Annotated in this window: 17 protein-coding genes; 9 read left to right on the plus strand and 8 right to left on the minus strand. The window is 67.4% G+C overall.

The window, feature by feature from the left end; translation table 11 throughout:
• The first annotated feature begins 142 nt into the window (after nucleotides 1-142).
• On the plus strand, nucleotides 143-2,515 hold the full coding sequence (locus tag ACFO0B_RS25970) for a hypothetical protein (protein ID WP_378615235.1): 2,373 nt from the start codon (nucleotides 143-145) through the stop codon (nucleotides 2,513-2,515).
• Here the strand turns inward: ACFO0B_RS25970 and ACFO0B_RS25975 are convergent.
• A complete protein-coding gene (locus ACFO0B_RS25975; RefSeq protein WP_378615237.1) occupies nucleotides 2,478-3,311 on the minus strand; it encodes a type 1 glutamine amidotransferase domain-containing protein in 834 nt (277 codons plus the stop codon). The genes ACFO0B_RS25970 and ACFO0B_RS25975 overlap by 38 nt on opposite strands.
• An 86-nt stretch (nucleotides 3,312-3,397) precedes the next feature.
• Here ACFO0B_RS25975 and ACFO0B_RS25980 point away from each other — a divergent pair, with 86 nt between their 5' ends.
• From ACFO0B_RS25980 to ACFO0B_RS25995, 4 genes are all read left to right on the plus strand, one after another.
• Complete coding sequence (locus ACFO0B_RS25980; protein ID WP_378615239.1) at nucleotides 3,398-4,051, plus strand: GntR family transcriptional regulator; 654 nt, start codon at nucleotides 3,398-3,400, stop codon at nucleotides 4,049-4,051.
• A gap of 131 nt (nucleotides 4,052-4,182) precedes the next feature.
• Complete coding sequence (locus tag ACFO0B_RS25985) at nucleotides 4,183-5,496, plus strand: solute carrier family 23 protein (RefSeq protein ID WP_378615241.1); 1,314 nt, start codon at nucleotides 4,183-4,185, stop codon at nucleotides 5,494-5,496.
• Nucleotides 5,493-6,530, plus strand: coding sequence for a cyanuric acid amidohydrolase (gene atzD / locus ACFO0B_RS25990; protein ID WP_378615243.1), 1,038 nt, complete (start codon nucleotides 5,493-5,495; stop codon nucleotides 6,528-6,530). Before ACFO0B_RS25985 ends, atzD begins: the two co-directional genes overlap by 4 nt.
• Nucleotides 6,527-7,153: an alpha/beta fold hydrolase gene (locus ACFO0B_RS25995; RefSeq protein ID WP_378615245.1), complete on the plus strand. Its 627-nt coding sequence runs from the start codon at nucleotides 6,527-6,529 to the stop codon at nucleotides 7,151-7,153. Before atzD ends, ACFO0B_RS25995 begins: the two co-directional genes overlap by 4 nt.
• Nucleotides 7,154-7,411: 258 nt before the next feature.
• Here the strand turns inward: ACFO0B_RS25995 and ACFO0B_RS26000 are convergent, their stop codons facing one another.
• Nucleotides 7,412-8,164 (minus strand): MerR family transcriptional regulator, encoded by a 753-nt coding sequence (locus ACFO0B_RS26000; protein ID WP_378615247.1) that lies wholly within the window; start codon nucleotides 8,162-8,164, stop codon nucleotides 7,412-7,414.
• Between the two features lie 265 nt (nucleotides 8,165-8,429).
• On the opposite strand from ACFO0B_RS26000, the gene ACFO0B_RS26005 reads away from it, so the two are divergent.
• Nucleotides 8,430-9,692 (plus strand): PucR family transcriptional regulator, encoded by a 1,263-nt coding sequence (locus ACFO0B_RS26005; RefSeq protein WP_378615249.1) that lies wholly within the window; start codon nucleotides 8,430-8,432, stop codon nucleotides 9,690-9,692.
• Nucleotides 9,693-9,768: 76 nt separating this feature from the next.
• Entirely contained in the window at nucleotides 9,769-10,866 is a 1,098-nt protein-coding gene (locus ACFO0B_RS26010; protein WP_378615251.1) for a zinc-binding dehydrogenase, read from the plus strand.
• 4 nt (nucleotides 10,867-10,870) lie between these two features.
• Here ACFO0B_RS26010 and ACFO0B_RS26015 read toward each other — a convergent pair whose 3' ends face one another.
• From ACFO0B_RS26015 to ACFO0B_RS26025, 3 genes are all read right to left on the minus strand, one after another.
• A complete protein-coding gene (locus tag ACFO0B_RS26015; RefSeq protein WP_378615253.1) occupies nucleotides 10,871-11,596 on the minus strand; it encodes an SDR family oxidoreductase in 726 nt (241 codons plus the stop codon).
• Between the two features lie 731 nt (nucleotides 11,597-12,327).
• Complete coding sequence (locus tag ACFO0B_RS26020; RefSeq protein WP_378615255.1) at nucleotides 12,328-12,573, minus strand: hypothetical protein; 246 nt, start codon at nucleotides 12,571-12,573, stop codon at nucleotides 12,328-12,330.
• Nucleotides 12,574-12,759: 186 nt separating this feature from the next.
• A complete protein-coding gene (locus ACFO0B_RS26025; RefSeq protein ID WP_378615257.1) occupies nucleotides 12,760-13,635 on the minus strand; it encodes a glycosyltransferase family 2 protein in 876 nt (291 codons plus the stop codon).
• A 416-nt stretch (nucleotides 13,636-14,051) separates the two neighbouring features.
• On the opposite strand from ACFO0B_RS26025, the gene ACFO0B_RS26030 reads away from it, so the two are divergent.
• On the plus strand, nucleotides 14,052-17,639 hold the full coding sequence (locus ACFO0B_RS26030) for a hypothetical protein (RefSeq protein WP_378615259.1): 3,588 nt from the start codon (nucleotides 14,052-14,054) through the stop codon (nucleotides 17,637-17,639).
• A 1,317-nt stretch (nucleotides 17,640-18,956) separates the two neighbouring features.
• Here ACFO0B_RS26030 and ACFO0B_RS26035 read toward each other — a convergent pair.
• The 3 genes from ACFO0B_RS26035 to ACFO0B_RS26045 form a co-directional block, all read right to left on the minus strand.
• Nucleotides 18,957-19,256, minus strand: a complete 300-nt coding sequence (locus tag ACFO0B_RS26035; RefSeq protein ID WP_357021194.1) for a hypothetical protein — start codon at nucleotides 19,254-19,256, stop codon at nucleotides 18,957-18,959.
• Nucleotides 19,257-19,301: 45 nt separating this feature from the next.
• Nucleotides 19,302-19,586, minus strand: coding sequence for a hypothetical protein (locus tag ACFO0B_RS26040; protein ID WP_378615261.1), 285 nt, complete (start codon nucleotides 19,584-19,586; stop codon nucleotides 19,302-19,304).
• Between the two features lie 125 nt (nucleotides 19,587-19,711).
• Complete coding sequence (locus ACFO0B_RS26045) at nucleotides 19,712-20,206, minus strand: DNA-directed RNA polymerase subunit beta (protein WP_378615263.1); 495 nt, start codon at nucleotides 20,204-20,206, stop codon at nucleotides 19,712-19,714.
• A 490-nt stretch (nucleotides 20,207-20,696) separates the two neighbouring features.
• On the opposite strand from ACFO0B_RS26045, the gene ACFO0B_RS26050 reads away from it, so the two are divergent.
• Nucleotides 20,697-21,524: a helix-turn-helix domain-containing protein gene (locus ACFO0B_RS26050; protein WP_378615265.1), complete on the plus strand. Its 828-nt coding sequence runs from the start codon at nucleotides 20,697-20,699 to the stop codon at nucleotides 21,522-21,524.
• The last annotated feature ends 61 nt before the right edge of the window (nucleotides 21,525-21,585 follow it).

Consider the following 21,585-nt stretch of genomic DNA (forward strand, 5'->3'; position numbering starts at 1 on the left):
ACACCCCGGCCCCGCCATCACGCCGCCCCTGCGCCGCCGTGTCACCGCCCCCGCGCGCGGAGGCACTGGAAAGTAAGCCGGGCGGGCATCGTATTCTGTTGAGGCACTGCACCGTTCGACTTTGCCGTCCAGGGGGCGCGAGATGATCGTGATCGCGCAGGACAGTACGTTCTCCGGTCCCGAGAAACTTGTCCGGCGATGGTTCGAGAGCTGGCACGGGCCCGATCGCGGGCTCGGCGGCCTCGCCGTCTTCGGCTGCAAGCTTCCCGGCGTCGCGGGCGGGCCCGGCCGCCGGGCCGACGTCCTCGTCTGGACGCCCGGGCACTGCACCGTCGTCGAGATCGCCGGGCTGCGGCGCAGCCAATCCGGGGTGCTCGACACCGAGCAGCGGTGGCGGATCGGCTCCGCCCCCGCCGATCTCGACCTCCCCGTCGCCAGCCTCACCCCGGACGTGCGGGCCGCGCAGACCGCGACCGGGCTGCGGGCCCGGCTGAAGCGGGCCGGGCTGCCCGAGCTCGTCGGCGAGCTCGCCGTTCTGGTGACCGCGCCGGGGTCGGCGGTCAGCCATCCCGAACCGCTCGAGCCGACCGCAGGCGGTGTCGTCGTCGCCGGGAGCGCGGACCCCGACGCGGTCGAGCGGTACTTCCGGCGGCAGACCGGCGGCGAGGTCCGCTGGGACATCGCCACGCTCACCGCCGCCTTCGCCGAGCTCGAACTCGCGGAGCTGCTGCCCTCCGCCGAAGCGCTCGCCCGCGAGGGATTCGCGGCGGCAGCCGAGATTTCGGCGGCGGAGGTGGCGGCGCAGGGGGCCGTCACCGCCGCCGCCGAGCCACCGTCGGGAGGGGATCGGGTCACCTCCCCCGGAGTGGGTGTCGGCGGTTCGGAAGCGGCCGCCGACCCATCCGGCCGACCAGGAGCGGCCGCTCCCCAACCGACACTCGCGGACGATGCCTCCGACCCGGCATTCACCGACGACGACCTCGAGCCCGCCGATCCACGTCGCGCGGAATCCGCCGCACCGGAGCGGGTTCCGGCGATGGCCTCGGCCGCGCCCGGGCGCCCGCCGTGGCTCGCGCCGATCCCGCCGCTTCCGGAGCGGCCGCGCCGCCGAGCCGGCGTGCGGACGGCGGAGCCGAGCGCGATCACCGAGGTGGACGCACCGCGACGCGCCGCTCACCCCGAATCGCCCGCGTCCGGATGGGCCGAAGACTCCGACACCGGGGTGGCCGACGACAGGGTGCGCGACGACCATGCAGCCGAAGCCCGAGTTCCGGACGTGCCGATAGCCGACGGCCGGATCGACGACGGCCGGATCGACGACGGCCGGATCGACGAGCCGTTCGAGGCCGGACGCACCCCTGCGGCCACAGCCGAACCCGTTCGGTCAGCGGGCGGACGGGCGGCACCGGCCCAGACCTGGCGGCCCGAGCCGGCTACGGACGAGCCGGCTACGGACGAGCCGGCTACGGACGAGCCGGCTACGGACGAGCCGGCTGCGGACGAGCCGGCGAGCAGCGAAGCCGCGACCCCGCTGCCACCGCGAGCCCCGATCGCCGCCCCGCGTCCCGCAGCCACATCCACGCCACCCACGGACACCGGAGCCGGATTCCGGCAACCGGCCGCCCCCTGGACACCACTGCCCGGACGCCCGCGGGCGAACTCGGCGACCCCCGGACAACCCCCCTCCCGCGGTGTCCGCCTCACCCGAACCCCGGCGAACGCCGCACCGGCGTTCACGGCACCCTCCCCCTACGACACCGCCCCGACGAACGACATGCCCCACCGCCCCCGCCCCACCCCACCCCCCGCCGAACAACGCCCGCCCCGCCGCCTCGAATACAGCGCCGACCCCCAGCCCCTGCGGCCCAGGCAGCACTACTCCCCGCCCCCGTCCCGCGGCGACAGACTGCGGTCGGCGTTCGACACGGAGTCCTGGCCCCGCCTCCGGGTGGGCGGCACCGCCCTGCTGCTCGCCCTCGCGACCGTGGTCGCCGTCTTCTTCGTCGGGGTGCACGTGGCGCGGGAGAACCGGCCCGCGCTCGCCGACTACGCGGCGATGTGCGACGAGCCGAACGGCTTCGCCGGCGCCGCCGCGCCGAAACCGGGCCCGGTCGGGCTCTACGCGGCGGGCGACCTGGGCGCCGTGACCCCGCCCGGCGACCCCGGGCTCCCCCGCGCCACCCGCCCCGAGGACGTGCAGTGGGTGGCCTGCGCCACCCGCACCGGTGTCGGCGAACCCGTGGCGAACTGCCGCTACCAGGACGGCTCCGAGCTGGCCCTGATCGCGGGCCGCTACCGGCTCACCGTCTACGAGGCCGCCACCGGCCGCACCGTGCACAGCGCCGACGTCCCCGGCGACTGGTTCGCCCCCGGCACCATCCCGATCGGCGACCCCTGCGCGGCCGCGGCGGGCGCGGCCCCGGACCAGCCGGGCCAGCGCTTCGGCCGCCCGGCACCGGACCGGCTGCGCCAGTTCCTCACCGACGCGGCGCGACTGCGGAATCTCCCGTCCTGACCCCGTCCATCCCGGCCGCCGCGCGATCCGCGGCCCGTACCTGCCGGGTGAACGCCGTGCCGAACGCCCGCGCGGAGTAGGGATCCTGGCCGGTGACCAGCTCCCGGTCGATCACCACCTTGCTGCCCATCGGCAGCCTGGTCTGCTCCACCCGGGCGCCGAGCTCGCCCAGCAACCGCGCCGGGTCGGGCTCGAACAACCTGCCGGGGAAGCGCCGCGCCACCGGGACCGTCTGCAGCATGGTGTCGACCACGGTCTTGAAACACGTCATCCGGTAGCCGGCGTAGAGCCAGCGCCCGTCCTCCTCGGGGGCCGCGGCCAGCGCGGCCGGGGCGTGGCAGATCAGCCCGGTCGGCTTGCCCGCGGCGTGGAAGTGCGCGAGCAGCGCGCCGAAGTCCTCGTTGTGCGCGGCGCCGGTGTGCGCGTCGCGGTAGAGCAGGTCGACCAGCGGCGCGTGCCCGCCCGGTACGAAGAGCCCGTCGTACTGCTCGACGGTGTGCAGCTTCTCCAGCGGGATCGGGGCGCCGAGCCCGGCGTCGAGCAACCGCGCGTAGGTGGCGAAGGCGGCGTCGCGCTTCGCCCGGGAGAAGCCGAAGTAGGCGAGGCTGCAGGAGGTGCCGTCCAGCGTCGGCGCCCGCCCGCCCGGCGTCGCGAACGACAGCCGCACCCCCGCCGCCAGCAGCGCCGCCGCCGGCTCCACCAGCTCGCCCAGGTAGACGCCGGTCGGGGCGCTGCCGCCGCCCTGCAGCGGCAACCGATCGGCGGCGGAGACGACGACGAGCACGTGACGGGGCATGGCGGATCCTCTCGACGGCGGGCATTCCCCGGTGGGCTACCCCGTCGCCACGCCCCGACGCAGCGCGCCCTCGCTACGCTCACCCCGTGACCGCCGCACCCGACCCCGCCCTGCCCGCCCCGCGGGACGCCGTGGCCCATGCGGTGCGCGCCGACATCCTCGCCGGGCGGCTCGCCCCCGGCGACCGGCTGCGCGAGACCGACCTCGCCGAGCGGTTCGGGGTGTCGCGGATCCCGGTCCGCGAAGCGCTCTCGCAGCTGCAGAACGAGGGGTTCGTGACCCTGGTGCGGTACCGGGGCGCCACCGTCTCGGTACCGTCGGGCACCGCGGCCAGGGAGCTGGTGCAGGTGCGGCGCGGGCTCGAGGTGCTGGCCGCGCAGCTGGCGGCGCGCAGGCGCGGCGGCGAGGTCGCCGCCGAGCTGGCCCGCGTGGTGGAGCTGGGCCGCGACCTCAGCCACTCGGCGGCCGCGCGCGCCGAGCTGCCACCGCTGGTGCTGCGCTTCCACGAGCTGGTGGCCGAGGCGTCGGGCAACAGTCAGCTGCGGCAGTTGCTCGAGCAGCTGCTCGGCCGGGTGTCCTGGCTGTTCGGCAAACATCTCGACGCGCGCAGCGAGGAGTCCTGGAGCGATCACGCGGCCATCGCGCGCGCCATCCTCTCCGGCTCGCCGGTGCAGGCCGGGTTCCTGATGGACGAGCACATCGCCAAGGACGAGGCACTGCTCGACGAACTCGACGACTGATTTGTATACAAACACGCCGAAAACACCGCACCGCCCACGGTGAGTTAACGCAATCCACCCGGACGGTAATCGACCGGAAACAGAAGTTGTATACAAAAGCGGGGTAGCTCAGCAGAAACCCGGAGGTCCCCGTGTCCGTACTCGCCCCGGCGGAATCCCCGCCCGCCGCCACCCTGGCCTGGTGGCGCACCGTGCTCTTCGGCATGCAGCACGTGCTCGTCATGTACACCGGCTGCGTGGCGGTGCCGCTGGTCTTCGGCGCCGCGCTCGGACTGGACCGCTCGATCATCGCGGCGCTGGTCAACGCCGACCTGCTGGTCGCCGGGGTCATCACCGTGGTGCAGGCCGCCGGGGTCGGGAAGCTGCTCGGCGCCCGGATGCCGGTGGTCGCCGGCGCCTCGTTCACCGCCGTCACCCCGATGATCCTGATCGGCCAGGAGTACGGGCTCTCCGCCGTCTACGGCTCGATGATCGCCGCAGGCATCTTCGGCGTGCTGGTCGCGGTGCCGTTCTCCCGGCTGCAGCGCTTCTTCCCGCCCGTCGTGCGCGGCGCCGCCATCGCCATGATCGGGCTCTCGCTCATCGGCAAGGCCGTCACCATGACCTTCGGCGAGGAGCCCGCGGGCGGTGCCCGGCTGCTCGTCGCCGCCGGGGTGATCCTGCTGATCCTGGCGCTCATGCGCTACGGGCGCGGGCTGCTCGCCCAGTCCGCGGTGCTCGTCGCGCTGGTGCTCGGCACCGCCGCCGCCGCCGCGCTCTCGCTCACCGACTTCTCCGCGGTCGGGGCCGCGGGCTGGCTCGGGCTGCCCGACCTGTTCCCCTTCGGCGCGCCGACCTTCCCCATCGCGGGCATCGTCTCCCTGTGCCTGGTGATGCTGGTGATCTTCACCGAATCCACCGCCTACCTGCTCGCCACCGCCGAGCACACCGGGCAGCGGGCCACTCCGGCCGTGATCGGGCGCGGGCTCGCCGCCGACGGCCTCTCCGCGATGCTGGCCGGCGTGCTCACCTCGTTCCCGGACACGATCTTCGCGCAGAACGTCAGTCTGGTCCGGATGACCGGGGTCGCCGCCCGCGGCGCGGTGGTGGTGGCGGGCGGGCTGCTGGTCGTGCTCGGGCTGGTGCCCAAGATGGGCGAGGTGGTGGCGAGCCTGCCAGGGCCGGTGATCGGCGCGGTCAGCCTGGTCATGTTCGCCACCGTCGCCGGGGTCGGCATCGCCACCCTCGCCACGGTCGACTACGCCCGCACCGACAACCTGCTCATCGTCTCGCTCGCCATGGGCGCGGGCATGATCCCGATCGTCGCGCCCGAGCTCTACGACGGGCTGCCCACCTCGCTGAAGGTGATCGTCGGTGGCGCCATCACCAGCACCGTCCTCGTCGCCTTCACCCTCAACCTGGTCTTCCACCACCTCACCCGCACCCCGGAGGAGCTGCCCGCATGACCGGCATCGCCCTGCTCACCGTCCCCACCGCGGGCCCGGACGACCTCGCCCCGCTCACCGCGCTCCACCCCGCCGGGCTGCGCGCCGACGACATCCTCGCCGTGATCGGCAAGACCGAGGGCAACGGCTGCGTCAACGACTTCAGCCGCACCCTGGCCGCCGCCGTCTGGGAGCCGCGGCTGCCCGGCGCGATCACCGTCTTCTCCGGCGGCACCGAGGGCGTGCTCAGCCCGCACGTCAACCTGATCGTGCGCGACCCGCGCGCCCACCCCGGCCACGACCGCGGGCTGGTCGCCGCCGCCGGACGCAGCCGGGCACTCGACCCCGCCGAGATCGGGCGCCCGGCCCAGCTCGGCGCGGTCACCGAGACCGTCGGCAAGCTCGTCGCCGAACTCGGCGCCGACCCCGGCGACGTGCACCTGGTCCTGGTGAAATGCCCGCTGCTCACCTCCGACCGGATCGCCGCGGTGCGGGCGGCGGGCGCCGCGCCGGTCGCCGCCGACACCTACGCCTCCATGGGGCACTCGCGCGCGGCCGCCGCGCTCGGGGTCGCGGTCGCACTCGGCGAATGCGACACCCGCACCGCCGAAGCCGCGCTCGCCGGGCACGCCGACGTCGACTCCGCGCGCGCCTCCACCAGTGCGGGCGCCGAACTCGACGACTGCCACGTGCTGGTGCTCGCCGAGAGCGCCCGCGCCGCCAACCCGCTGCGCGCGCTGCACGGCCGGATGCGCGACGCCATCGACATCGCCACCGTGCGCGGGCTGCTGGACGAGGTCGCCGCGCGCGGCGGCACCGTGCGCCAGATCTTCGCCAAGGCCGACGCCGACCCCGCGGGCACCGTGCGCGGGCTGCGCCACACCATGCTCACCGACTCCGACCTCGCCGCCACCAGGCACGCCCGCGCCGCCGTCGGCGGGCTGCTCGCCGCGCTCAAGGGCGACGGCGCCGTCTACGTCTCGGGCGGGGCCGAGCACCAGGGGCCGCCCGGCGGCGGCAGCATCACCGTGGTGTTCGAGGTGCCCGGCGCGTGAGGGTCGTGCTGGTGCACGGCACCGCCACCGACGGCCGGGTCTGGGCCGGGGTCGCCGCCGCGCTCGGCGCCGGATACGAGCTCGACTGCCCCACCCGCCCGCAATCCGGCGACCTCGACACCGAGATCGCCTTCCTCGCCCCGCGCTGCGCCGGAGCGGTCGTGGCCGGGGTGAGCGGCGGCGCGACGCTCGGGCTCGAACTCGCCGCGCGCGGAGTGCCCTTCGCCGCCGCGGTGCTGCACGAACCGGCCGCCGGGTCGCTGGTCCCCCGGCTGCTCGCGCCGGTCGCGGCGGCCTTCGCCGACGGCGGGACCGGCGCCTTCGCCCGGACGCTGTACGGGGACTCCTGGCACGACGGGCTCACCACCGCCGATCCCGGCACGATCGCCGCCGAGCTGCGCATGTTCCGCGCCTTCGAACCCCGCCCGCTGCCCGCCGGAATCGCCGAACGGACGCTGCTGACCGTCGGCGCGGACTCCCCGGAGCCGCGCTACCGGGCCGACGCCGCGCTCACCCGGTTGCTCGGGGTCCGCCGTCGGGTGGTGCCGGGTGCGCACGCACTGCACCTCGACCACCCGGCGGTCCTCGCCGACCTCATCCGGGAGGCCGCGCGGCAGGGGTGAGCTCCCCTGCAGCCGCCGACTGCCCGGGCCCGGACCCGCAAGGTATCGAGGGGCACCTTGCGCGACCGGTACGAGCAGCCGCGCGCCGACACCGCGGGCGGCAGCGCCCGGGTGCCGCCGATCGCGCCGCACCCCTTCGTCATCGGGCAGCGTTCCGGGCCGCTACCCGGACGAGGCGCCGGCCTCGCTCGCCGCCCGGCCCGACGTCCGGCTCACCACCGGCGACGGGATCGCCACCCACGACCGCGACAGCGCCGGCTAGCGGCTCTCCGTGCCCGCCGCCTCGGCGATCAACTGCGTCATCTCGGTGATCTCGCTCCGGATCCGCCTGCGCATGGCCCGCCCGAACTGCTCGTCGGCCACGGTCCGCGCTACCGGGCGCAGCTCGCCGACGGCGCCGATCAGCCGCTCCAGGTTCTCCGGGGTCGGGTCGTCGAGCATGCGGTCGAGCACGTGGCTGCGGAAGGCGTGCACGAAGGAGAAGGCCATCCGGTCGAAGGCCGCCTCGATCTCCCAGCTCATCGCGAGCACCGCCCGCAGCGGGATACCCACCGCCACCAGGGTCAGCGTGGCCTCCAGCAACCGGGCGCTGGGGTGGCTGTAGTGCTCGCCGCGGCGGCGCAGGTACCCCAGCTCGATCGCCTCCGCGAGCACCTCGGGGGTGAGCTGCTCGCCGAAGCGGGCGCGCAGCTCGGCCGCGGTCAGCTCGACCGGGTCGCTGTGCGCCCAGTCCACGGTGGCGACCGAGCCGAAGCCGAGGATCTCCGCCAGCCCGCGCCCCTTCTCCGCGGCGGTGAGCAGCTCCTCGATGCCGTCGAGCCGGTAGCCGCGGGCGACCAGGTCGCCGATCAGCCGCAATCGCGCCAGGTGGGCCGCGCTGTACCAGGCGGTGCGGCCCGCCCGGCGGGGCGGCTGGAGCAGCCCGCGCTCCTGGTAGTAGCGCAGCGTGCGCACCGGGATCCCGGCCAGCTCGGCCAGTTCGCCGACCCGGTACTCGCGCTGCTCGTCCACCGGCCACCCTCGCCTCGCTCGAACCCTGGTGCCGCGCCACGCCGCCCGCGGTGCCGCCCGATCCTGCCACCCGGTGCCGGGGACGGCCACCGACCGGCAACCATTCCACCCCGAGGTGGCAGCAAACTCCCACTTACCATAGCGTTCACTACGGAAAACCCGATATCGAAACAGGTTCCACCTCGATGAACGATCACGTACCCTCCAATTGTGACAGTTGCCACTGGCTGATCAAGTCGATCGGCAACCAGGCAGGAGGGCCACGGTGATCGAGAACGCGCCCGCCACAGCGGATCTGCTCGTATCGGGGCGGCCCGCATCCGCCCACCTGCGCGACGTCCGGACCCTGGCACGCCGCCTGGTCGGGCACTTCGCCGACAATGTGGTGCCCTGCGGCACGCTGCCCGGTGACGCGCTGAGCGGCGAGATCACCGTGGTCACCCGGATCTGCCTCGAGCTCGCGCTCGACCTGCTCGACGGCAGGGAGACCACCGACAAGACCGAGCGGGTGCAGGAGGCCGCCGCCGACTGGGCGCGCGAGGGCATCCCGATCGACGCCATCCACAACGCCGTGCACGAGGGGCTGCGGATCGGCTTCGACCTGATCGTGGCCAAGGCGGGCGCGCAGGACTCCCCCGCCATGGTCGACCTGGCACGCAAGTTCATGGAGATCCAGGACCGGATCACCCGCGCGGTCTCCACCGCCTACGTGCGCGAGCTGAAATCGGTGGTCTCCGAGCACCACACGGCCGTGCACACGCTCACCTCCGCGCTGCTCGGCGGGCGCAGCACCTCCACCATGGCCAGGGAGAGCGCGGTCGCCATCGCCGACTCCTACCACGTGCTCGCGCTCGCCGTCCCGCCGCACCGCGACGAACACAACATCGCCCTCGACGCGCAGGTGGTGGCCCGGCGCAAGCTGCGCAGGCTGCAGGCCGCGCTCGCCGACCACTGCGGCGGCGACGCGCTCGCGCTGCTCAGCGTGGACGGCGGCACCGTGCTGCTGCCCACCGACCGTTACACCGAGCAGGCGCTGGACACCCTGATCGACCGGCTCGCGCTGGCCGCGCAGGTGCCGCTGGTCGCGACCACCGTGCGGGCCGGGCGGGAGGAGATCCCGCTCGCCACCGACCAGGCGCACGAACTGCTCGACGTGGTGCAGCGGCTCGGCTGGCCGCATCGGCTGCACCGCTTCGACGACTTGGTGCTGGAGTACCAGCTCGCCCGCCCCGGCCCGGCGCGCACCGTGCTCGCCGCCGCGCTCGAGCCGCTCGACGAACAGCCCGACCTGCTGCAGACCCTGCGCACCTACATCGCCAAGGACCTGAACCGCCAGCGCACCGCGCGCGCCCTGCACGTGCACGCCAACACCGTCGACCACCGGTTCCGCCGGATCGGCCAGCTCACCGGCTTCGACCCCGGCCAGGCGCACGGCCTCTGGTACCTGCGCTCGGCCCTGATCGCCCGCGCCTTCGAGGCCGGAGCGGCCGCCCCGGTGCGCCGTGCCGGGGATTCCGCTGCCGGATAGCCCGCCCGGCTGACACGATGGCCGCGAGAGCCACCGGCGAGCGAGGCGGTGGGAGCGGCGAGGTGAGGAGGGTGCGGTGCAGGCAGCCGTCTACTACGGTTCGGAACCCCGGCTGGTGATCGAGGAGATCCCGCGCCCGGCGCCCCGGCGCGGCGAGGTGCTGCTGCGGGTCACCGCCTGCGGGGTGTGCCACACCGACCTGCACGTGCTGCGCTCCGAGGTCGCCTTCCCCACCCCCGCGGTGCTCGGGCACGAGGTCTCCGGCGTGGTCGCCGAGCTCGGGCCGGAGGTCACCGGCGTCGCCGTCGGCGACGAGGTGGTGTGCAGCTTCATCATGCCGTGCGGGGACTGCAGGCACTGCGTGCGCGGCATGGAGGACCTCTGCGAGAAGTTCTTCGCCTACAACCGGCTCAAAGGGGCGCTCTACGACGGGGAGTCGCGGCTCACCGCCGCCGACGGGTCACCGCTGGCCATGTACTCCATGGGCGGGCTCGCCGAGTACTGCGTCGTCCCGGCCACCGACGTGTTCCGGGTACCGGACGGGGTCGCGCTGAACCAGGTCTCCATCCTCGGTTGCAGCACCTTCACCGCGCTCGGCGCACTGCGCACCGCCGAACTCGGGATCGGCGCGCGGGTCGCGGTGGTCGCCGCGGGCGGGGTCGGCTCCTCGATCGTGCAGCTCGCCGCCGCGGCCGGGGCCGCGCAGATCATCGCGGTCGATCTCGGCGCGGAGAAGTTGTCCGCCGTCGCCAAGCTCGGCGCCACGCACACCGTGGACGCCGCCACCGAGGACGTGGTCGCCCGGGTCAGGGAGCTCACCGACGGGCACGGCGTCGACATCGCCTTCGAGGCACTCGGCAACGCCGCCACCTTCGGCACCGCGCTCGACATCCTCGACGACGGCGGGCGCGCGGTCGTCGTCGGCATCGCCCCCGCCGGGTCCACCGGCGCCGTCGACCTGGCCCGGCTGGTGCGCCGCAAACTGGAGATCCGCGGCTCCTACGGCGCCAAGGCGCGCACCGACATGCCCGCGCTGCTGCGCCTGGTCGCCGCGGGCAGCGTCGCCCCGCAGGAGCTCATCACCCGCCGCTACCCGCTGGAACAGGCCGACGAGGCGTACCAGGCGCTCGCCCGCGGCGAGATCGTCGGCCGGGCCATCATCGAGATGGGCTGAACCGTCAGCGCTGCCGCGCGGGCCGCACCACGATCTCGTTGACATCCACCTCGGCCGGCTGGTGCAGCGCGTAGTCCACCGCGGCCGCGATCGCCTCCGGAGCCATGGCGTGCGCGCGGTAGCCGCGCATGGCCTCCGCGGCGCCGGGGTCGGTGATCGAGTCGGCGAGTTCGGAGGTCACCACACCGGGAGAGACGGTGGTGACCCGGATCCCCGGCGCGCTCTCCTGCCGCAGCCCCTCGGTGATCGCCCAGGCCGCGTGCTTTGTGCCCGAGTACACCGCGCTGGTCGGCACCACCTCGTGCGCGCCCACGCTCGCCACCGTCACGAAGTGCCCGCTGCCCTGCGCGGTGAACCGGGGCAGCACGGCCGCGATGCTGTGCAGCAGCCCGCCGATATTGACGTCGAGCATGTGCTGCCACTCGTCCACGAGCAGCCGGTCCAGCCGGGACAGCGGCATGACGCCCGCATTGGCGACGAAGGCATCGACCCGGCCGTACCGCTCGGCAGCCCGGTCGACGAAGTCCCGCACATCGGCGAGGTCGGTGACATCGACCCGCACCGGGTGGATCCGGTCGTCGCGCTTGGCCAAGGCCCGCAGCCGGTCGGTGCGCCGCGCACCGGCGAACACCCGGTGCCCGCGAGCCGCCGCCCGCAGCGCGACGGCTTCCCCGATTCCGCTGCTGGCGCCGGTGACGAGGACGATTTTGCTGGTTTCGGTAGTGGTCATGGGTTCCACCGTGCTTGGCGTGCGGAGTCGGCGGCAGGGCGGGAAGTTCCTGGGAGCAGCGCACCCAGGCTCGCCCCCTACCCTCGAAGCCATGGCTTCCACGCAGTTCGGCGCCTACCTGAAAACGCGGCGCGCACAACTCGACCGGCCGCAGTGAACCTGCCGAGCACCGCGTACCGGCGGTTTTCTCACCGGCAGGCCTATGAGCGGCGCGAGCGCAAACCGTGGTTGATCGGTTGGCTGAGATTCCTGACTCATCGAGATAATCGTTCGGAAAGACTGGAAATGACCGAGAAAACACCGACGATCATCGCAATGTATCAATGGGACCCGAACGCCGACACGCGCTGCGAAGTTTCGCCTGACCCCTGGTGGCCAAGTCACTTCAACGGTCCTGGACTCGACATGATCCGCTGTTGCGCAGAAACTGCACCAGTTCGGAGTAGAAATTCTCGGCGAAGGACGTTACATATCCTGGGAGGACGACGGACCCGCGTTCATGCGGGCCCTGCTCCAACCCTTCCTTATGACTCACACAGACTTCCGCGAAGAAACCCGAAAGCGGAATAGCAGATCACACCGGCGAAGCCGAAGGAGGATCGGCACCCGCCTGACATCCGTTGGCTGATTCCGTCGACCCCGGACCCCGTTGTGGTCCTCTTCCGAGCCCCTACTGAGGTGAGTCGCTCGTAACACGCTCCTCGAACCAGCGGACAGGGGGAGGCGCAACATCAGCCCGACCCCCGCTCCTTCGGGTTATATCCACCCTCGCGCCGCACCTTTTCCGCCCACTCGCGCACAGCGCGACTGTGTTCCCGTTCGCGCCGTTCCGGCTCTGTTGCTTCGATCAAGGCCGCCATTTCTTCATCCGTATATCGACCCGCCTTCTGCACCGCTGTCCGATCCATATTCCAGCCCAATGCTGTGCTTGCAAGCTGAGAACGAACTTCCGGATCGACCGTGTCGGCGATCTTCATCAGGATCTCGTCCTTTATCCGCACAGTCGGTGATCGTAACCTCGTGCACCGACAGTTCCGTGGTCTGCCGTCAGAGGCATCTCATCGACCCGGACCTACCCACGATCCTCGACTCCTGGCGCTTGTCCGCGCCCAGGTACGAGGCGTTCGCACACGCTCTCGATCCACGACCCGAATCAATATCGGCTACGAACTGGCCATGCGCCGACGCAACGCGGTCAGCGCCACCGCGACCGCGCCCCGCACGACCAATCCGGCCGCGACCAGCGGCGCGAACGCCAGCCACCCGGTGCCCCGATGGTAGTCGCAGTAGAACCGCAGGGCGCTGCGGTGGTGGGTGCGGACTTTGCGGTACGGCGCGGACCGCATACTGCCGCCCTCACGGTGGCGGATCTCCACGCTCGGATCGAGCACCACCCGGTACCCCGCGCGATGCATGTCCAAGGCCATCTTGGTTTCCTCGAAGTAGAGGAAGTAGCGGTCATCGAAGCCACCGACCGCGTCGAACGCCTCGCGCCGGAACAGCATGCAGCACCCGGAAATCCAGTCCACGTCGGTTACCCCGGTTACCGGGGTGCCGAAGTAGCGCCGCGTGGCCGGGTTGCCCGGCCAGACGCCGCCCAGTAGGGCGTGGGCGATGCCGACTGCCAGCGACGGGAATCGCCGCCCGCTCGGATATGGGGTGCCGTCCAAGCGGGCGATCCGCGGCCCGATCATGCCGATACGCGGATCGGAGGCAGCGGTGTCGACCAGTGTTGCGATCGAGCCCGGCATCAGCTGGGTGTCCGGGTTAGCGACGAGAATCCACTCCGCACTGGTCGCGGCAGCACCCTGGTTGATCGCCGCGGCGAGCCCGACGTTGCGGGGATTGCTGATGACGCGGCCACCGAACTCTTCGACAATTTCGGCGCTGCGGTCGCTGGAGACGTTGTCGACGCCGATCATGTCGACCGCGTACGGCTCCACGGCAGCCGCCAACGTCTCCAGGAACCCGGGAAGATCTTCAGCGCTCTGGTAGGTCACCAGGGCCAAGCCGACGGTCTTGGCGTCCGAGCTGAGCATGTCGGCGAACGTACCACTGTGTAGTGGCCTCCGAGCCACTGAATACGGCACCGACCAGGCGGTCTGTCGGCTCAATAGGGTCGCAATGCCGACAGGGCGGGAAGTTCCTGGGAGCAGCGCACCCAGGCTCTCCCCCGCACCCCCGCCTACCCTCGAACCCATGGCTTCCACGCAGTTCGGCGCCTATCTGAAAGCGCGGCGCGCCCAGCTCGACCCGGCCGCAGTGAACCTGCCGAGCACCGGGTACCGGCGGGTGCCGGGGTTGCGGCGCGAAGAGGTCGCGCTGCTGGCCGGGGTGAGACGTTCGTTACACACTCTGATTCCGCCGTCACCAGGTGTAGTCACCGTGACCCGACACGAACATAATCGGAAAGAAGTGCCCGAAAGTAGGCACGGTGCTCCGATACCATCTAGCCATGACTCCTCTGTTCGGTCCGTTCGACGTCAAGCCAGAACAGATTACTCGTCTCGGCGACTCGTTCACTGCATTCGTAAATCGCCTGCTTGACACCGAACATTCGGCGGCAAGGCAAGCTGGGGCAACGCTCGTAACAAACTTCAGCGAAAATACGCCAGACGGAGGAGTCGATGCGGCAGTCACGCGTTCGGTAGGCAGCGAATGGATACCGGCCGGGGAGTCTGTATGGCAATTCAAGAAGGGCGACCTCGCACCCGGAATGTGCAGGCAGGAACTGCGAGGCGCGCTTTGGGCGCAAGAACGAATTAGGCATGGAGCTCAATACAGGTTGGTGGTCGGGAAGGCTCTTACCGCGCGCTGCCAAAACAACCGGAAGTCCGCACTAATTGCTGAGGCAAAAAGTCTCAAACTACCTTGCGATCCAGATTTGTTTGAGGTTATTGATGCAAACAAAATCGCGAGATGGGCTGAGTCGTTTCCGGCGCTGGCAGTGTCCTCGATAGTTGGTGGTGCAGGGCAGATCGCCACCGATTTTGAGGTCTGGTCGTCTTCGTCTAGGCATCAGTCGGATTGGGTGGAAAAGGATCGCATTAGGGTCATCGAAGAATTACGCAAGTATATTGATACCGATGCGGTGATCCGTGTGAGTGGGGTCAGCGGAGTCGGCAAGACTCGAACCGTACTGGAGGCCATCCGTGGCCACGATCAGGTAAATCTGGTCGCGTACATTGGCGAATCCGACTCTTTATCAAGCGCAGTCTATATACAAGACCTCGCCAAACAAGGTCGAGCGGCGATCGTAGTTGCTGACCAATGCGACAGTCAGAAACATGAAACCCTTGCGAGTGCATTGCCGTCTGGAAGCAGGATCAAGCTTGTCACGATAGGGGACGCTGGCAATCGCGTCGTACTGGCCCCTCAAGTTCAAATATCAGCCATGACGGAGGAAGCAATCTCTATGGTCCTCGCCTCTACGAAGCCTGCTTTGTGGTCTGAGGCAAATCGAGTCGTGGCAAGATTATCGGCTGGAAATATCTTCTACGCATTATGGCTCGCGGATCGAGTCATTGAAGATCCAAGCGTCACTACGCAGGGTCTAGTGTCCTTGTATCATATTCGGAACTATGTTTCCGGACTGATCAATGAATCTAGTTTCGATGATTCCGCTCCCCTTGCGCTCTTCGGAAAAATCGGATGGGACGGAGAGCTAGAAGCAGAAACCAGGCTGATAGCAGATGCACTCGAGATAGATCATCGGGACTTGAGGAAAGCCGGGCGAGCATTAGAAAAGGCTGACCTGCTCACTAGGCGTGGACGTTACCGAGCGGTTACGCCGAACGCCGCCGCGATTTACCTCGCATCGGACGCGTGGCAGACATATCGCCATCAAATCGTCACTAATCTGATTCCTAGCCTTAACGCAGATCTTGCCTATAGGCTATTTGAGCGGGCTGCCGATATTGGGCGATTTGAACCAACGGAACGTGCAGTGCACGACCTCTTGGTATCTAATGCAGCATTCGGGAACCTGGAGCAGCTTGAGAGCGGTAAGTACTCTGATCTGCTACCATCGTTAGCCATAATTTCACCTGACGCTATATCGTCATATCTGACGCGTATGGTAGATCGCTCGGAAGATGACGTCATACGTAGCTTGAGGGGGATTCGACGAAACCTGGTTTGGACGCTCCAGAAGCTGGCATGGCATTCTCGATTCTTCGTCAAGTCTGCGGATAGCTTATTGAAGCTCGCGTTGAACGAGAACGAACAGTGGTCCGATAATGCCACAGAGGTCTGGATCGGGCTTTTTGGAACCATCCTTCCGCTCACTAGTGCAGGCCCCGAAATTCGACTTCAGTACTTAGCAGAAATGATTTCGGACCCACGTGTAAGTGTTCGATCGTTGGCGGTGCGCGCAGCCGGACAGGCGATGCGTTTGGATCAGTTTGCTTCAGTGTCGGGCGAGATTCAAGGCGGCGTTTTTGTCGAACGTCGAGGTGTACCCGAGTTCTGGCACGAAGCCTTTAGCTATCAGATAAAAATTATAGAGCTGTTGCGGAAACTTTCGGACGACACCGACGTAGAAATTGCGCAGGCAGCGCTTGCTGCGCTGATCGAATCTATACATCCTGCTCTTGAGATTCCGCCTGTGCTGGAAGCCTTGACTGATGCGTTATCACGTCTACAAGGGTCGGCAGTTCATAAAGTTCGCATAGCGACTACCTCGCTGGATTTGATGTTTAGAAGCGTTGAAGAATCTGGACTCAATACCGACTCCGAAAGCCTTTCGGTCCGTCGCGAAGGTCTACGCAAGCTCGTCGAAATGCTGCCTGAGATGTCGAGCATCGAGAACCTGAGGACCCTTCTCGGTCTGCGATATTGGGACTTGCAGCCAGGTGAGCTGCGTACGAAAATCTCAGAAGCTCTAAAGAAGCTAGACGAAGTCGGAGAGCGCCCGACGCTTGCGCTTCTCCTGACCGACGACCTAAAAGCGTCCGGCGACCTCGGATACGCTCTCGGTGAAGCGTGGGGAATCGGCGGTCAAACAGAGTCGGTTCTTGCTGCCCAATACGACTCCCACAGTGAGGTTCTTGTCGGATATTTGCGTCGGTCGACGCAGGATTCACCTGATGCTTTCATTAGATTCTTGAGAGGACCGCATGCGGAGCATCTAAACGATCGGCAGAAACTGGCTGTTGCGGTACGTGCGCCATTTTCGCGCGAAATTATGACGCTGGTATCAACACTGGCTGATATAGTATCGCCTGCATATGCCGCAAATATGATGGCGGGTTGGGTCAAAGATATCGACCTTGACGAGGTGTTTCGTTTCATATCGGGCTGGTTTCCGAGGATTCAAAGTCAAGAAGACTACAATGCCGTACTGGACTTCACTTCTGTGATCCTGATTAACCGTGCGGACGATATTGCCGAATTTGAGGGCGTATTGACGGAGTTGGTCATGATGCGACGTCACTTTCCGCAGCTTCGCCATAGTGGTCACGACTGGGCGCGCGTTGTACAGTGCACGCTGCCTGTTGGTGCGGTAACTGTTGCAGATATGCTGTTGGAGTTGATAGAAAGTAGCCAAGTTGGTCTATACGTGCCTGACGAGGACAAACTGGTACTGACATCGTGCCTTGCTGCTCGCTTAGAGGCAGTCTGGGAATCTATCATCTCTTACTTGGAGCGTGGTTCATGGCGAGTAGAAATGTCGACACGAGGCTGGTTGATAAAAGATGTTCGTGCAGATTTCTTTGACCATTGGATTAGTGAAGACAGGGAGCGTGGTCGGATTGTTGCAATGCTTGCCTATACGGGTTCTGAAGATATCTCTGAAATAGCAGTCCTGCTACTGACCAGATTTCCTCAAGATGAAACGATTTCAGCGGCACTGTATGGGAATTTCGTAAGCAGCGAGTGGGCATTTCGCGGACACAGTGAAAGGATTGAAGAGCAAATCCAAGTTCTAGAAAAGTGGGCCTCTCGTTATACGGGCGGAGTACGGCAATGGGCCGTAGATCATATCTCAGGACTTCGAGAGCAGCGGACATATTTTGCGCAGCGAGATGATGAGCGTTACTGAGGACTCGCCTTAGTTAAGTGAGTCGAATGCGAAACAATCTACCGATTTGTCAATAGCGTGAGATCGGAAGTTGGCCTCGGATAGTGACTGACGAAAACAATAATGACACACAAGAGACCTCCGGCCTAGAATGGTCAGGCGACGCGTTTGTTCGCCTGTCGCAAACAAGATCTTTCATGCGCGAAGCTTGGTTACCTTCTGGGTCGATGGAAGGTCTTGTACTCAAAGTGCTCGGCGGCTGGACGACTGTGATCGCCGAAGTAGAGTTCGCTTATTTTTCTGCCGTAGGGGAAGTCTGGGTTCCGCCGAAGAATGCCAATAAAGCGGCAGGGACAGCGAGGGAAGCTGCCGAGCTACGAGGAGTAATCTGGCCCCACGAGGAGTGGGCCGATAAGGTTGCAAGATGTAGTAAAGTTAGGCACCGACTCGCTCACCTCATGTACTTAGAGCAGGTGACAGGAGAGCGGCCTTCGCGGGTGATGACTTTCGCTCGGCTTGGCACGCCGACCTCAGAGAGATCGAAGTTAAATCGGCCGTCGAATGCGCTCGATCGGCGAGACAGCGGAATCGCCCGGCAGACATGGCACACTGACAGAATCGCAGAGGCTGAGCTGAGAGAGACGCTAGCACACGAGCACTGGCTATACCGATGTGTCCTAGCGCTTGAACATCTTCAAGCAATTCGTGAGCTGGTCGGTGGAGATGTGCACGACAGGCCAATGAAAGGAGTCGCGTTCGCTCCTTGGTGGTACAAGTCCAGGTCTCCCCGCATGTCTGAGATTTGGTATAGATAGAGATACGCTGGCTCGCAGATATCCGGGGTAGGCGCAAGCCAAAGAAGGTGCGGGTAACTCCAATAAGGTGCAGCAGTCCTGGCAGGCAGTGTGCGCACCGTGCGTGCGACCGCTCGATGATCCGAAACTTCGGAGCGAACTTCTCTGTGGCGGCGGGAGTGGCCGGGCCGCTGCCTTCATCGTGTTGCTGCCAACCAGCGGAGTACGAATGGGCAGGGGCTGCCAAGGTGTCTCCTTACTGGCTCTTACCGTTGACTGCCCAGTTGGGAGAGGGGGCTCGCTGGGCTCTCGGGTCTGGTCCTGGTGGTGCAGCGCGATTTCGATGTCGGTGAGGGTGCCCGACTCGATGACCCGTCCGCCCGTAGTGACCAGTTCCCAGCCGTATGGCGGGGACTTGCGCTGCTGCACCCTCATGCTGTGTGTCCTGGCCTTCTGCTGGGCTTGGCCCAGTCGCTTCTCTGTCGGGTCGCTCATCGGCTCCTCCGTTGTTCAGTTGCCGGGCCGTGGCACGGCCGGGGTGCGGTTACGGCCGCTGCGGTCGACGGGGTATGAGCCCGGTAGGGACCAGTAGTCCGCACGCGAGAGTCATCGCGGTGTATCCGGTGCCGAAATGCGCCAGGTCCGGGGCGATGACGACCTCGGCGCCGGCGCGGGCGGCGGCGGTGATGATGTAGGTGATGGGCATGTAGGTGCCGTGATCGATGGTCACGACCTCGGCGAGCTGGAGAGTTTCAGCGCGGGCGAGTTCAGCGATGACGGTGCAATGAGCGGGCTCATTGCCGGGCAAATCGAGATGGATGAGTCCGATCGCTCTGTCGCACAAAGGGTTTACCTCGTCTCCGAAGCGGCTCCGGGTGGTTTCTGCGGTTCAGAACAGGGCGTTGTTCGTGGTCATGTCGTAGAGCCGTGCGGCGCCTGGCACCCCGGAGTTCTGATTGGAACGGACCATGAGCACGACGTGATCAGCCGCGTCGGGGTAGTCCCTGGTCTCTTCAGCAATCACCCGCGACAGCTTTTCTCGCGCCGAATCCTCGAAGCTGCGGATGCCGAGTCCATCGATGATCACCGAGCCCTCGACGCCGTCTCTGCTCACCACCCCGTCGGTATTGATCCACGCGTCCAGATCCGCCAGCAGGAACACCGCGTAGAGCAAGCGAGCATGTTTGGTGGTGGCGCGGGACATCGCCCGCGAGCGCGGCCAGCAGATCGGTCGAGGACGGCAACGCTGACGGCTCGGCGACCGGGAGCGGGTTCGATTCGGACATACTCGCGGTCCCTTCACACTCGAGCGGGGATACGGGGAATACGGGTGGTGGTCGCGTTCTGATTCAGCGCCGACAGCGCGGCCCTGACCGAGCCGAGAACGACCAGCCCGGAGGGCCGGTACGGACCGGGTGGGGCGGTGATCCAGCGCCGGTAGAACACGCCGCGCCCCTGCGGGGAAGGCAGCGGAACCTGCGTGCCGGGAGCGAGGATCGCCATCCGGTGGCCGTTCCACAGCGGGGCCTCCCTTGCCGCGACAGCGGCGGGAACCTCCGAGCGGATCAGGAAAGTCCACACCGCCCTGCGCGGGTTGCACACGATCGGTCCACCGCCCTGGCCTCGCCGATGGAGGTCGATCTTCACCAATTGCGCGATGTGTGAGGGTATTTCGACTGCCCACACCAGTCCGACACGGACGTTGATCCCACCGGTGACCGGGTCGACCGTCGCCGGTAGGTACAGGGTGTTGCGATAGAACAGGCATCGGCTGCGCGCGGTATCAGCGGTCACGACCCTTCTCCGGACCGGGCTCGCGCGTCCGCGATGGCATCCACTGCCCGCACGTGCGCGATTAACTCGGCCACCGCCTCGGCTGGCGGCTGCCCGGCATAGGCAATGGCTTCCCGTGCGGTGATCACACCCGCCGACACCAGTCGCTCCAGCAACCCGGAGTAACCGCCCGCATCCGGAGTCCGCCGCTCACAGCGCACGAGCAGCGCTCGCGCACTCACGATCTGTTGCGACCCGTATGGGACTCCCTCGCCGGTCGAGGTACTGCCTGCCTCTGCTTTCGCCGAGAGCTTCGTGCGGCTGCTTTTGCCCACCTGGACTGGCATAGCTCTGCCCCCAATGCCTTCCCTGTCGTAGCTGGTCAGCCCCGCTAGCGAGGAGCGTCTGTCACCCGCTAGCGGGGTTAGGGGCAACCGTGCCAGCGCGGAGAACCCCGAAGTACGAAGAAACTTCGTACCCTGAGCGATAACGCTGGAACAGGATGGTGGGTATGAGCCACGTCGAGGGTGGGGCAGCAAAGGCGGTCGCCGAAGCGCGGAAAATCGCAGGTGTCACCCAGAAGGAACTCGCCAGACGTGCCAACGTGTCGATCGGGCTTGTGCGCTCTGTTGAGCAAGGGCGGGTGGCAGCCACTCCGGCATTCCTCGGCGCAGTCTCGAAGGCGCTGCGCGTACCGGTGAGCGAACTGAACGGGCAGCCGTTTCCGCCTGCCGAAGCCGACTCCGGTGTGCACTCCGCGATCAGCTTTCTGCGTACCGAACTGGCTGCCTACGACATCGACTGTGCAGTCTCAGGTGACCTCCGGCCGATAGACCAGATCGGCGTCGACGTAGCTCAGGTGTGCCAGTACCGGCGCAACGCGTCTTTTCACCGTCTGAGCGATGCGCTGCCGCCCCTGCTCAAGGAGGTACGCGCCGTCGTGCATCGGACGGTCGGCATCGAGCGCGATCATGCTCTCGCGCTCCTATGCGAGCTGTACTACTCCACGCACTCCCTGGCACACAAGCTCGGATATGCCGACCTCGCTGCCCTGGCTATCGACCGGATGGGGTGGGCTGCTGCCGAAGCTGACAACCCCCTCTGGACGGCAACGGCACATTTCCATCGTGCTGCTCTGTTGACTTCCGGCGGCGACTGGGCAGCCGCGTTGTCATTTCTTGAGCGCTGCCGAACAAGCATCGAACCGCGCCTCAGTACTGGGAAGCGACCTGACCTGATCGCATGGGGCGGTCTGCATCTTCAGTCCGGACTAGCCGCGTCTCGCGCCGGTAGGAGAGATATTGCCGATGCGCACCTCTTACTGATCAGTTCAGAATGAGCTGGCGTGTCGTCTTCTCCTGCCCGGCAACGGCATCGATGATGTCGGGGTGCGTGAGGAG

This window comes from Nocardia jiangsuensis (assembly GCF_042650385.1).
Taxonomy (GTDB): domain Bacteria; phylum Actinomycetota; class Actinomycetes; order Mycobacteriales; family Mycobacteriaceae; genus Nocardia; species Nocardia jiangsuensis.

Bases quoted from the DNA above. Each gene is read 5' to 3' on its own strand.
- ACFO0B_RS26030 (WP_378615259.1), top strand. From the start codon at position 14,052: ATGACTCCTCTGTTCGGTCCGTTCGACGTCAAGCCAGAACAGATTACT.
- ACFO0B_RS26025 (WP_378615257.1), bottom strand. From the start codon at position 13,635: ATGCTCAGCTCGGACGCCAAGACCGTCGGCTTGGCCCTGGTGACCTAC.
- ACFO0B_RS26050 (WP_378615265.1), top strand. From the start codon at position 20,697: ATGAGCCACGTCGAGGGTGGGGCAGCAAAGGCGGTCGCCGAAGCGCGG.
- ACFO0B_RS26020 (WP_378615255.1), bottom strand. From the start codon at position 12,573: ATGAAGATCGCCGACACGGTCGATCCGGAAGTTCGTTCTCAGCTTGCA.
- ACFO0B_RS26015 (WP_378615253.1), bottom strand. From the start codon at position 11,596: ATGACCACTACCGAAACCAGCAAAATCGTCCTCGTCACCGGCGCCAGC.
- atzD (WP_378615243.1), top strand. From the start codon at position 5,493: ATGACCGGCATCGCCCTGCTCACCGTCCCCACCGCGGGCCCGGACGAC.
- ACFO0B_RS25975 (WP_378615237.1), bottom strand. From the start codon at position 3,311: ATGCCCCGTCACGTGCTCGTCGTCGTCTCCGCCGCCGATCGGTTGCCG.
- ACFO0B_RS25970 (WP_378615235.1), top strand. From the start codon at position 143: ATGATCGTGATCGCGCAGGACAGTACGTTCTCCGGTCCCGAGAAACTT.